Genomic DNA, 12,193 nt, shown 5'->3' on the forward strand with positions numbered 1-12,193 from the left:
CCAACCTGACGAACGCGGACCTCAACCAGGAGGCGGCGAACTCGCAGGCGCTGTCGACCCGCCAGTCGATGGGCATCTCGGCGCTGTCGCTGGCCAACTCGGCCCAGCAGGGCGTCCTTCAGCTCCTGCGCTGATCGCACGACGATCGCGCGCCCATCCCGGGCGCGCCACATACCAGCGGCCGGCCGGGGAAACCCGGCCGGCCGTTCTCGTGCGCGGTCGCCGAACGGAATCGGCCCACGGCCCGCGGGAGCAACCCGTCCCCCCGTCGGAGGTCGCGCACGCGCCGGCCCGGCGTCCCGGATAGCCGTGATCCGTCTGGATGAGCGCGAACGGTCCCCTGCGGCTCCGGGCCGGCGGGGTTGCCAAGCTTGACCATATCGGCCAGCCTGTACGTAAGTAACGGGCAGCGACCCGCTCAACGCAGGAGGATTGATGCTGGTCAACCACGAGCGCCGACTTCTCAACAAGGCAGCAGAAGCCCGTGATTACCGGATTTCGATCCGCAAGAAGATCGACGACCGGTGGCCCGCCGACCACAGTCGCCTCACCGCACTGGAAAGCCTCGGGCATCTGGAGCGGATCGGCCGATCCGGGACCGTCGACGAGGCGCTCGCGGTCTGGCAGCTCACGGCGTCCGGGCTGACCCAGTTGCAAGCGCTCGTTCCGGTCGGCGCCTGATGGCCTCGGTCAAGATCCGCGCCGTCAGCGACGGAACCTTCGCGGTGTACCGGGACGGAACCGCGGTCGCGTCGGGCCTGACGCGTGATCAGGCCGAACGATGCGCCACGATCCTGGGCTGGATCGCTCAGGGGAGTTGAGGATCGGTGCGCACGGACGGTCGCGCGAAGGGTGTCGTCGACCGCCCGGCCCGCCCGCCGTCGACGGCCTCAGACTATCGCACGATCACTCGGCGGCTTGGGCCGAGGCCGGTCCGACACCGGCCTCCTGGCGCAGGCGTGCGAGAATGCGCTCCCGCGTGCGAGGCTCGGTGATCGAGCTCCACAGCCGCAGCAGCTCCCAGGTCATATTCGCCGGATTTGTATCGCTTTCGGGCCGGTAAAAAGTTTCGACGGGGCAGCCGACAACTTCTGCAATCGCGATCAAGCGCCGGGAAGCGCGTTCTTCGCTGGTCATCGGAGGTGGTTATCCTACGCGAAACCGGTCCGGACCAGTAACACTCCCGGGCGAAGCGCCACAAGTGATCAGGATGGACCAGGATTGGTTCATCTGCACCAGAGGCTTCGGCTCCATCCGCGAACGGACGAGATCTGAGGTCCGGCCGACGGGCCGCCCGCGGTCGCGACGCACCCGCCGATGGATCGTCGCCCCACGCAGACCGAGCCTCCGGCAGCAGCACCGCGGCGGGCAAGACGGCGGCGGGCAAGACGGCGGCGACGCGTGCCCGATCCCGACAGCATACAGGGCACCAAAGCCGGACCATCCGCTCATACTCTCAACGAATGCTTCTTTGAGCGCGGATCCTAAAACCTAAGCTGAAGCGGAAGCTTGTCATTAACCAAATGTTAACCAATGGGGCGTAGGAGGATGCTGACAGCGATCGATGGTACCCGCTGGACCTTTGGGCAGAGGCTACGATGCTTCTCTTGGTTGCGGTTGCGATCGGCAGCGGCCTTGTCGCAGCCGCCATTCTGGCTCCGATCAGCCTCCTGGCGGCATTGATCGTCGCACCCCTGGCGGGGAGCTTCGCGGCGGTACTCGGCTGCTTCGCCATTGCGTGGCGCAGCACCGGCAGCCATCGCGCGCGCCCATCCCTCGACGCCCAGACCGACGCGATGGTGGCCTCGCTTCGCGGCATCGCGCAGCAGGGTGCGACGTCTCCCGTCCCGAAGGTCCGCGCCGACCGCCACAGGGCGGCCTGAGCCCCTCCCCCGCCGTGAGCGGTGTCCGGGCCATCGGGCGGCCCGTCGCGGGCGTCGTGCCCAGGATGCGGCTCCGGCGGATCACTGCGCCCTGCCTCGACGGTGAAGTCGCATCGCGTCGCGACCGCCGCCCCGCCTCCCGCCCACCGCGCGCCGGTTCCGGGGCCGGCTAGTCCGCCCGATGCACCGGCCATCAGCGCACCGGCAAGCGAGACGAATATAAAGACTGATAAGCTTGGCAATAGCGGCCCGGCCGCGCTATGCTTATCGGAATGCTAATACAGCACTGGCGATACGTGTAAGCGATCGGAGAGAGTTGGATGGCGGACACACTGAGCCTCGCGCCGCCCCCCTCCGACGACGGCAACGCCGTTCCTGAATCCAAGTCTACTTCAAACGCCCGCGCCGATCGGCGACCCCGTTCCGACACCGGCACGATCGTGATCCACTGGATCGTCGCCATCGCGATGATCGCGAGCTTGATCACGGGGCTGCGCATCTCCGCCGATGCGCCCATCGCCCGGACCGCGAAGTTTCTCGCCCCGTTCCTACCGCAAGGTGAGGTCTGGACCGTCCACTTCGTGGCGGGTCTCAGCCTGTTCTTCGGGATCACGGCCTATCTCGTCTATCTCGTTCGCGGCCGGCTGACGGAGCGGAACAGCCCGTCCCGCATGCGCGCCGTACTGGTCGGCGGCGGGTCTAAGGCAGCCCGCAAGGCCCGGTGGGGCGGCATCAACGTCGGACTCCACTGGCTGATCTACGCCGTCACGCTGATCCTCACGGGGACCGGCGTCGCGCTCTACCTCGGCTACGGCGGATGGGTCGTGTGGCTGCACGCCACCTGCGCGCTGGTGTCCCTCGGATACATCGTCGTCCACACGCTGGCGCACTTCATGTACGGCGGGTTGTGGCAGCTCCTGCGGCTGTTCCGCCCCGCACCCCTGGTCGATGGGACCGTGCGTCGGCGCCGGCCCCTGCTGGCAGCGGCCGCCCTCGGCATCCCGGTCGTGGGCGGCCTTGCCTGGGCGGACGTCGCGGGCCGCTCGACCCTGGTGGTGGACAAGGTGTCGGCCGGTCCCGATGTCAGCAAACTCCTCGACGATCCGGTCTGGCGCACCGCGCGTCCCGTCTCGGTGCGGACGATGCAGGGCAGCAACTTCGGCGGCACCGGCGAGACCACCGTTGAGATCCGCGCCGTGCGGGACGACGCGAACGTCTACTTCGCCTTCCGGTGGTGGGATCCGTCGCAGTCGCTGAAGCGGGTGCCGCTGATCAAGAAGGAGGACGGCTGGCACCTCCTCGACGTCAACGCCGCGCGGGCGGACGTCACCGCCTACTACGAGGACAAGTTCGCGGTGATCTTCTCGCGCTCGGACGCCTTCGGCAGCGGCGGTTCCACCCATCTCGGTGCCAAGCCCCTCCCCGATGCACCGGCTCCGCTGAACGGCCGCGGTTACCACTACACGACGGACGGCAGCTACATCGACATGTGGCAGTGGAAGTCGGGCCGCGGCGGCATGCTCGGCGTGGTCGAGGACATGCATATCGGACCGCCGACCGATCCGACGGCCGCCGAGCGCGCGGTCCAGGGCCGCTATCAGGCCGGCTACTGGGGCGACCCCGGCACCAGCGCCTATCGCTACAATTTCCGCTTCGAGGGTCCCGGCGGCTACACGGGTTCCGTCGAGCCGCTGCGGCTCCCGAAGGATTGGCGCGTGACGAAGACCAAGCTCGGGACCGTGGACCTGGATCCAGACGCCGGCGTATCCGAGGGCGCCGCGTGGTGGATGGTCGAGAAGAGCGACACGGTTCCCTATTCGAGGGACGTCGACGCGGAGATACCGGTCGGGACGGTGATTCCGGGCGTGCTGCTGACGGACGGTTACACGGGCGACCGGGCCGGGATCTCGGCGGCCGCCCATTGGGCCGATGATCACTGGACCCTGGTCGCCTCGCGCAAGATCGCGACCGGCAGCAAGTACGACGTGGATTTCCTGCCCGGCAACCTGTTTTACCTGTACGTCTCGGCCTTCGATCACACGCAGACGCGCCACACCCGGCACATGCGGCCGGTCGAAGTCCTGATGCGCTGACGGGGAGCGCCGATCATGGCCGCACGGGTCGATCTCGTGATCAACGGGCGGCGAGTCTCGGCCACCGCCGGGCAGACCCTCCTCGATGCGGGTCTCACCGGCGGCCGGGTGATCCCGCACGACTGCGCCACCGGCCAATGCGAAACCTGCCGCGTCCGGATCCATTCGGGCACGGTGGACGAGGCGGGCACGCGCATCGGCGACACCGTGCTCGCCTGCCGGGCACGACTCACGAGCGAGGCCGCGATCGAGTTCGACGAGGTGCCCGACGTCGTCCGGCGCGGCGGTACCGTTGAGAGCCTCGTCGAACTGACGCCCGAGATCGTCGAAGTCACGGTGGCGTTGCGCAAGCGCCTCGCCTACCTGCCGGGACAGTATGTCCGTGTCGCCTTCGCGGGCTTGCCGGCGCGCGACTACAGCCCCACGCTGCGCTCCGACGGCTCCGGCGAACTGAACGAACTCATCTTCCAGATCCGCCGCCAGGACGGCGGCACGGTCTCGTCGCACCTCGGCGGCCGGATCGGTCCGGGGAGCGCCGTCAAGGTCGAGGGCCCCTTCGGTCACGCCTTTCACCGGCTCGGGCGCGGCCGCCTCGTGATCGTCTCGTCCGGCGTCGGCTGGGCGCCGGCCTGGGCGGTCGCGCGGGCGAGCCGCCTGCGGGAGCCGGCGCGCGCCTTGCTGGTCGTGGCCGGCGCGCGCGATCCGCACAACCTCTACATGCGCCCGGCGCTGGACTGGCTGCGTGAACGGGGCGCGATCACGATCCTGACCTGCAGCGGCGCGCATCCGCCCGGCGATGCGCGGCCGGGTCGGCCGACGCTTCATCTGCCGATGCTCACCGCGGACGACATCGTCGTGGCGGCCGGCCGACCGGAGATGGTGGCCGCCGTCCAGTTCCTGGCGGCAGCCGCCGGCGCGACCTGCTACGCCGACCCGTTCTACGCGGCCGACCGGACCGCCGCCGCGAGCAATCCGGCGGACCTCAACTTCATCCAGCGCCTTCTCCAGCGCGTCTCACGTAATCAGAAGGCCAAAACCGAATCTGTCGCCTAGCGATTCATCAACCACAGCTTGATTGCGATATATTCGGTGACGCCAATTTAATTATTCAGGCCGCAAAATCCGGCCATGGCTTCTGCTTTCGTCTGCCTCCGGCACATCTCCGCAGGCGTTCTCGCGGTCTTCGCCCTGACGTGCAGCGCGCGGGCGGAGGACCTTGCTGTCGTCGGCACCGGCGACGGGATCGAGATGCTGCAGGCGGTTGCAACCGCCTACAATGCCGATGCCGGCGGAGTCCGTGTATCGGTGCCGCCGAGCATCGGCTCCGGCGGCGCCGTCGCGGCCGTGGGCGGCGAGCGCCAGAAGCTCGGGCGCATCGCCCGTCCCCTCACCGAGGCCGAGAAGGGTCAGGGCCTCATCGAGGTTCCCCTCATCCGGATCCCCTCGGCGATCTTCGTGCACCGCGACGTCGGCGTGGCGAGCCTCACGAGCGCGCAGGCGGCGGCCATCTTCTCGGGCACGATCGAGAACTGGAGCGCGGTCGGGGGCGCCGATCTCAAGATTCGCGTGGTCCGGCGCGAAGACACGGACAGCACCCTCGCCGTCCTCCGGTCGAGCATGCCGGGCTGGCGCGATCTCGTGTTGACCAGCCGGTCGAAGACGGCGACGACCACGCAGGACGCCATCGAGACGGTGCGCCAGACGCCCGGCGCCATCGGTTTCGGCCCCTTCTCGCCGGCGCTGGTGGGTGACCTCGCGGTCCTGTCGATCGACGGCAATGCCCCGCGCGATCCGGCCTATCCCAGCGCGGTGACCCTCGCCCTGATCTACAAGGCCGCCACCCGGGACGCGGCGGCCTCCGACTTCCTCGCCTTCGCGACATCCGATCGCGCGCGGCACCTGCTGGCGGAGCGGGGCGGCGCTCCGCTCAAGCCGTGACCCACAACCCCTTCTCGCGCTCCCTTCGCGCCCGCCTCGTCGGCGCGACGCTGTCGACGGCCGCGATCGCCCTCACGGCCCTCGTCTCTCTGGTCGCGCTCCGGTCCGGACAGACGCTGAGCGAGCAGGGTCAGGAGATCTCCCGCTGGTCCGAGGCCCAGCTCTCGGGTCGGCTCCTCAGCGACGCGAAGCTGGCGGCGGCCCGGCTCCAGATGCAGCGCGAGGACGTGGAACGGCGCTTCGCCACGATGGCGAAGCGCTGGGACGTGTCGAAGGCGGTCTTCTCCGGCAACACCGTCGCGGCGTCGGAGCTCATGCGGCCCGCCCTGGCGCTGGCCGATATCGACGGCGTCATCGCCTTCGACATCAACCTGCGCGCGCTCACAGCGGACCGTGTCGACGCGGAGTTGCTCTCGGCCAACACGGCGCTCGGCCGCACGACGCTGGCGTCGTCGTTGCGCGCGATGATGTCCCGGAACGACAGGGATCGCTCGGTCGGCTTCGTCCTGACGCTGCACTGGGACGAGGCGCTCGCCGGCGCCTTGGCGGCGGACGAGAGCGGCTCCGTCGCCGACATCTTCGGCCAGCCGCTGTTCGACGATTTCGGAGAGGTGATCGGCGGGCTCGTCGGCTACCGGATCCTTCGCCCCCGCGAGACCACCCTGGAAGCCTTCTCGGCGCTGAGCGGGCGCGACGTCCTCATCCTTTCAGGATCGCGCGTCCTCTCCTCGGCCGGTGCCGAGATGCCGGATGCGGCCCTCGGCGCGCCCTCCCGATCCGGGCTCCAGACCGTCCTCGGCGCCGAGAAGGTCGCGCGCTGCATCCCGACGGAACACGATATCCGCCTGTGCGTCGCGGCGCCCCTCCGGGAGCTGGATCAGATCAAGGACAAGGTCGTCGGGATCGGCGAGGAGAGTTCCCGCTCCCTGCTCACCACGCTCTGCGTCGTGGCGGGGCTGACCCTGTTCCTCGTCGCGATCGTCCTGCTGTTCCTGTCCAACCGGATCACGCGCCCCCTGGTGCGGATCACCCAGACGGTCTCCGAAGTGGCGCGGGGCAATTGGCACGTGAACGTGCCCGATGTCAGCCGCGAGGATGAGGTGGGCGACATCGCTCGCGCCGTCGTCGTCCTGGAACATTCCCTGGCGGAGCGCGACCAATTGCGCGACGACGTCTTCCGCAAGAACGCGATCCTGACGCAGCGCGAGGTGCAGCTCGAGGAGCAGAACGAACGGTTCGACGCGGCCCTGAACAACATGTCCCAGGGCCTGTGCATGTTCGGCGCATCCGGCCGCCTGAAAGTCTTCAACGCGCAGTTCCTCGGCATCTACGGGATCGCGCCCGAAACGCTCGGGGCGGGTCCGACCCACGCCGAAGTCAAGGCGATGGCCGGGCTCGTGGATCAGTTCGGCCAGGGCCGCGGCGTCCAGGGGCGCGTGACGACCGCGACCCTCGCCGACGGGCGCTGCGTGGAGATCACGGTTCAGCCCATGGCCGATGGCGGCTGGGTGGAGACGCATGAGGACGTGACGACGAGCGTGATCGCGCAGGCCCGCATCACCCACCTGGCGACCCACGACGCCCTTACCGGGCTCCCGAACCGCGCGCTGCTGGCGGAACGCTTGGCCGCCGCGTTCTCGGAACACGCTCAGGGCGGGCGGCCGGTCGCCGTGATCTGCCTCGATCTCGACGACTTCAAGGGCGTGAACGACACCCTCGGACATCCGGCGGGCGACGACCTGCTCCGGCAGGTCGGCGCTCGTCTGACGGCCCTGAGCCCGCCCGGCAGCACGGTGGCGCGCCTCGGCGGCGACGAGTTTGCCCTCGTCCTGTCGGGGTCTGACCTCGCGGACGGAGCACTGCGTCTGGCGGAGGAGGCGCTGGCTCAGCTCCGGCGCCCGTTCATCATCGCCGACCAGTTCGTGGCCGCCGACGCGAGCCTCGGGATCGCCGTGTCGTCCGCCCTGGACGCCGAGGGCGACGACCTGCTCCGCCGCGCCGACCTCGCGCTCTACGTCGCCAAGGCCGAGGGGGGCCGGCGCGTGCGCGCCTTCGAGCCTGAGATGGAGGAGCGTCAGCATCAGCGGCGCTGGTTGGAGCGCGAGCTGCGGCTGGCGATCGACAGCGGGCAGATCGAGCTGCACTACCAGCCATTGTTCGAGCTCGCGACCAACACGGTGACGGGCTTCGAGGCTCTCGCCCGCTGGCACCATCCGGAGCGGGGGATGATCTCCCCGGGCGAGTTCATCCCGGTCGCCGAGGCCACCGGACTCATCGATGCGCTCGGTGTGTACGTCCTCAAGACTGCCTGCGCCGCCGCGATGCAGTGGCCCGGTACTCTGCGCGTCGCCGTCAACATCTCGCCAGCACAGTTCCGGGAAGGCAACCTCGATCAGCTCGTCGAGGAGGTCCTGCGGACCACCCAGTTGCCGAGCCAGCGCCTCGAACTCGAGATCACGGAATCGGTGATCCTGAACCAGGATCAGGCCACCCACGACATGCTGACGCGCCTGCGCCGCCTGGGCGTTCGCTTCTCGATGGATGATTTCGGCACCGGCTATTCGTCCCTCAGCTCGCTGAACAGCTTCCGCTTCGACAAGATCAAGCTCGACCAGTCTTTCGTACGGAACCTGATGGAGCGCGACGAAGCCGCCGCGATCGTCCACGTGGTGGCGGAACTCGGCCGCAGCCTGAAGATCACCACCACGGCCGAGGGCGTCGAGACGGCGGAGCAACTCGCGCGGTTGCGGGCGAGCGGGTTCTCCGAGGTACAAGGCTATCTCCTGAGCCGGCCGATCCCTGCCGCCGGAGTCGCCGCTTTCATCCTCGCGCAGAACAACCTCAGCGCCGCCGCCTGATCTGCGGCACCGGGACGGCCGCGGCGACCGGCACCCGCAGCATCGCCCACCCGCGGCGTAACAGGCAGGCCGAGCAGCCTCGTCGCGCGCCCGGGGGTCAAGGGCGGCACCGACCGCCGGACGGGCATCGTCCGCATCCCGGGTTGAATCGGCGTCCGGGTATCCCGGTTCGGCGCCGGGCGCGCGGAAATTTCGTTGCTGATCAGACACAATCCGTCCCCGGATCGCCCGGATCCACACGGATTCATTTCCGGCAGCCGAATACTCTGTTACGAAGACTGCAATTCACCGACCGGACGGCTAACAGCCGCGTCCTTACAATCAACGGCATTGACGAAAACAATGTTCGCACTGAGCTTGTTGAGCCTCGTCCTGGGCATCGCCCTGACATGCTCGGTGGATGTCTGGCCGAATCGGATGGCCCTGGTGGAAACCATCGGCGGGCTTTTCCTTGTCCTGGGCCTCGGGCTCATCGGCTTCTGTCTTCCGGTCTTCCGCTGAGACCGTCGCTCGCAGGTCGACGCATCCGAGGGTGATCGGCGCAAAGCCGTCGCGGAGACTCGGACGGTCGACCTTTGCCGGAGGCGGCTCCGGCGTCGCGCAACCCAAATCCAAGGTCGCCCACCGCCAGTGCGGGGCTGCGATCCGCCGGCGCAGCGCCGAAATCCGCACGATCATCCCCCGGCCGAAGCCGGAGCGGCCTCATTTGCGGGCGTCACACAGCGCCTTGCGGTGGTGCGGAGAAACATCGTCATCGTTCGATCGGGAAGAAGCAACGCGGACGCCGCCCTACGCGGCAGGCAGTCCCGTGGGATTAGGAGCGCTCACGCGCCGCATGGATCTGAAACCGTGTGAGACCGGGCGCGGTAGGGAGGCGACGCGCCCTCAATCCGTCGGGCCTTCCGGAAGGCCCGCCATGCGGGCGCCGTCGGCGATGCGCCGATATTCCTGAAGAAAGGTCGGATCCTGGGAATAGTCTGCGCTGATCATCGTCTGCAGATTGTAACCGGGCATCAGTCGCAGGACGTTCTCGATCGCTTTGCGAGCGTCTTCCTTGTGGCCGAGCCAAGCGTGCGCAGCAGCGAGATCGAGGTAGGCGAAGAAGTACGGCGCGCGCGCGACGGACTTGTCGCACCACCGGATTGCGTCCTCCCACTGCGCCAAATGCGTGTGTGCGTGGCAGATATAGTATTCCCAAGCGTTCAGCAGCGGATCCCTCGGGCTCAGTCGGATGGCGCGCTCGACATGGTCGAACGTCTCCCCCGCCTTGCCGGCCCAGAGTTTCATGATGCCGGCCAGGGCATGCGCGATCGCCATGTTGGGATCGTACTCGATGGCCGTCGCGATCTCCCTCTGCCCGGCCTCGAATTCCTTCGTGGCGCGGAGCACCTCGGCTTTCACGTAGTGGGCCATCGGGTTCTGTGACGACGCCTCGAGTCCCTCGTCGGCCAGCTTGGTCGCCAAACGTCGGTCACCCGCGATGTCCTTGCTCACCTTGGTGTTGACGGCTTGTGCGATGGCCCTGGCCAGACCGATCTTCGCCTGCGGATTGTTCGGGTCGAGTTTGAGGCTTTGCTCGAATCTCGTCCTGGCTTCCGACGTGTTGGCGGGCGAACGAGGCCGGTTGAGCGCCGCCCACCCCAGCATGCTCAGGTCGGCGGCGTTCGGATCGCTGGCCCGCTCCCGCAGGATCCGCAGGCCTTCCGCCTGGCTCAGTTGGACATCGAGCGAGCGCGCGAGGCGGGCGACGAATTCGGCCTGTATCTGTCCGAGGCGGCTTCGCTCACCCTCGAAGCGGTCGGCCCAGACATGCGCGCCCGTCTCGGTGGAGATCAGCTGCGCGTTGAGGACGATGTGATTGTCGGTCCGCCGGACGCTGCCCTCCAGCACGTAGCGCACACCGAGGTCGCGGCCGACCTGCTTCACGTCGACGGCCTTGCCCTTGTAGGTGAAGGCCGTGTTGCGCGCGATGACGAAGCTGCCGACCAAGTGCGACAGGTCGGTGGTCAGGTCCTCCGTCAACCCGTCGGCGAAGAAGTCCTGCTCGGGATCCTGGCTCAGGTTTGCGAACGGCAGAACCACGAGCGACAGCGGCGGCAGCGGCTTGGGCGGCAGGCCGTTCTGCACGGCCAGCGTGGTGTCGGCCCGCGGCCCCTGGCCTGCACCCAGCCACCAGGCCAGCCCCCCGACCGCTCCGGCGGCCGCCACGGCGACGAGCAGCGCCGCGCCAGCGATGCGGCGAGCCGGCCGGGTGCGGGCGGGTGGCGCCGCGGCCAAGCCGGATCGGGCCGTCCCGGGCCCCGCACCGGGGCGGTCATCGACGTCCCCGTCCTCGTCGTCCGTGTCGTCGTCCGGCGGGACGAGCGCCTGGACGGCGGCGGCGGAGAGCGCGAACACGCCCACGGGCCGGGCGATGTTCTTCAGGTCGAGCTTGCCCCGATCCTCGAACCGGTAGGGCAGCCGGTCACGCACTTGGTCGTGGACCGAGCGCGAGACGCACACGCCGCCCGGTTCGGCCAGCGGCTCGAGGCGCGCGGCCACGTTGACGCCGTCGCCGAACAGGTCGCCGTCGGGCTGGGCGACCACGTCGCCGACGTTGATGCCGCATCGCAGCCGGAAACGCCGCTCCTCCGGCAGGCCCGGCTCGCGTGCGGCCATCGCCCGCTGGATGTGCACCGCGCAGGTGACGGCGCGCAGCGGGCTGGGGAACTCGACCAGCAGGCCGTCGCCCATGGCCTTGACGATGCGGCCCCTTGCGGCCTGGATGGCCGGGTCGGTGACCTCGCGGCGCAGCGCCTTCAAGCGCCGGATCGTGCCGGCCTCGTCGGCGCCCATCAGCCGGCTGTACCCGACGATATCGGCCACCAGGATCGCCGCCAGTCGCCTACTCATCGCCGTGTGGCCTCACACGCATCCCACCCGGGCGCACGCAAAGCGGGCACGACCCGTGACAGCGATGGTCATAGCATCAAGGCGACCGCGTCAAGCAGACCCCGGCACGTCACGACTGATCTTCACCGCAGCCACACGGGTCAGCGCTGCCCCGAAAACAGCACTGGTGCGCTCCAGGCATCCTGCCTCAGGATCAGGATCACCATAGAGGCCCGGAGACCCGTCATTCGCCGCGCAGATCTTGATCGTCTTGCTTCCCGGCCACCGTATTTTGTTTTTATACCTCAACGCAATGAAAGATGGCGCCTTCATAATGACATTGCAGTTTATGTTGTACGTCGGCAGGAATTATATTTAAAACGACTTGGTGACACGAAATGGATGTTTGCCTGTGATTAGGCGTGGAATAAGGACCCCGTTTTCGGGGTGATCGGCGTCCAAACGGGACCCCCAGGACAAGTCATCCACACTGCCTTCCGGCTCGAACGGGAGGCTTGCGCGGGATGTTGGTCGTGGAGACGGTCGCAAA

General features: G+C 68.3%; 11 protein-coding genes. 9 read left to right on the plus strand and 2 right to left on the minus strand.

The features are described 5' to 3' along the window. The 3 genes from MKK82_RS30945 to MKK82_RS30955 all read left to right on the plus strand — a co-directional run. Positions 1–134 (plus strand): flagellin (locus MKK82_RS30945; RefSeq protein WP_279603110.1); only part of this gene is annotated, 134 nt, incomplete at its 5' end. 301 nt (positions 135–435) lie between these two features. Then, a complete protein-coding gene (locus MKK82_RS30950) occupies positions 436–681 on the plus strand; it encodes a hypothetical protein (RefSeq protein WP_238291562.1) in 246 nt (81 codons plus the stop codon). Further along, positions 681–821: a hypothetical protein gene (locus tag MKK82_RS30955; protein WP_238291561.1), complete on the plus strand. Its 141-nt coding sequence runs from the start codon at positions 681–683 to the stop codon at positions 819–821. The genes MKK82_RS30950 and MKK82_RS30955 overlap by 1 nt, the downstream gene beginning before the upstream one ends. A gap of 85 nt (positions 822–906) precedes the next feature. On the opposite strand, the gene MKK82_RS30960 is transcribed toward MKK82_RS30955, so the two are convergent. Further along, positions 907–1,137, minus strand: coding sequence for a hypothetical protein (locus MKK82_RS30960; protein WP_238291560.1), 231 nt, complete (start codon positions 1,135–1,137; stop codon positions 907–909). Positions 1,138–1,598: 461 nt separating this feature from the next. Between MKK82_RS30960 and MKK82_RS30965 the strand changes: the two genes are divergently transcribed. The 6 genes from MKK82_RS30965 to MKK82_RS30990 all read left to right on the plus strand — a co-directional run bounded on the left by MKK82_RS30965 (position 1,599) and on the right by MKK82_RS30990 (position 9,273). Continuing rightward, a complete protein-coding gene (locus MKK82_RS30965) occupies positions 1,599–1,883 on the plus strand; it encodes a hypothetical protein (RefSeq protein ID WP_238291559.1) in 285 nt (94 codons plus the stop codon). Between the two features lie 320 nt (positions 1,884–2,203). Further along, positions 2,204–3,976 (plus strand): ethylbenzene dehydrogenase-related protein, encoded by a 1,773-nt coding sequence (locus MKK82_RS30970; RefSeq protein WP_238291558.1) that lies wholly within the window; start codon positions 2,204–2,206, stop codon positions 3,974–3,976. A gap of 15 nt (positions 3,977–3,991) precedes the next feature. Then, complete coding sequence (locus MKK82_RS30975) at positions 3,992–5,029, plus strand: 2Fe-2S iron-sulfur cluster-binding protein (RefSeq protein ID WP_243987892.1); 1,038 nt, start codon at positions 3,992–3,994, stop codon at positions 5,027–5,029. 75 nt (positions 5,030–5,104) lie between these two features. Then, a complete protein-coding gene (locus MKK82_RS30980) occupies positions 5,105–5,914 on the plus strand; it encodes a PstS family phosphate ABC transporter substrate-binding protein (protein WP_238291555.1) in 810 nt (269 codons plus the stop codon). Next, a complete protein-coding gene (locus MKK82_RS30985) occupies positions 5,911–8,772 on the plus strand; it encodes a putative bifunctional diguanylate cyclase/phosphodiesterase (protein WP_238291554.1) in 2,862 nt (953 codons plus the stop codon). The genes MKK82_RS30980 and MKK82_RS30985 overlap by 4 nt, the downstream gene beginning before the upstream one ends. A 342-nt stretch (positions 8,773–9,114) precedes the next feature. Then, complete coding sequence (locus tag MKK82_RS30990) at positions 9,115–9,273, plus strand: hypothetical protein (protein WP_243987894.1); 159 nt, start codon at positions 9,115–9,117, stop codon at positions 9,271–9,273. 384 nt (positions 9,274–9,657) lie between these two features. On the opposite strand, the gene MKK82_RS30995 is transcribed toward MKK82_RS30990, so the two are convergent. Continuing rightward, entirely contained in the window at positions 9,658–11,664 is a 2,007-nt protein-coding gene (locus MKK82_RS30995) for an adenylate/guanylate cyclase domain-containing protein (RefSeq protein ID WP_238291552.1), read from the minus strand. Positions 11,665–12,193 lie beyond the last annotated feature (529 nt).

It is taken from the genome of Methylobacterium sp. E-046, from assembly GCF_022829625.1.
GTDB lineage: Bacteria > Pseudomonadota > Alphaproteobacteria > Rhizobiales > Beijerinckiaceae > Methylobacterium > Methylobacterium longum.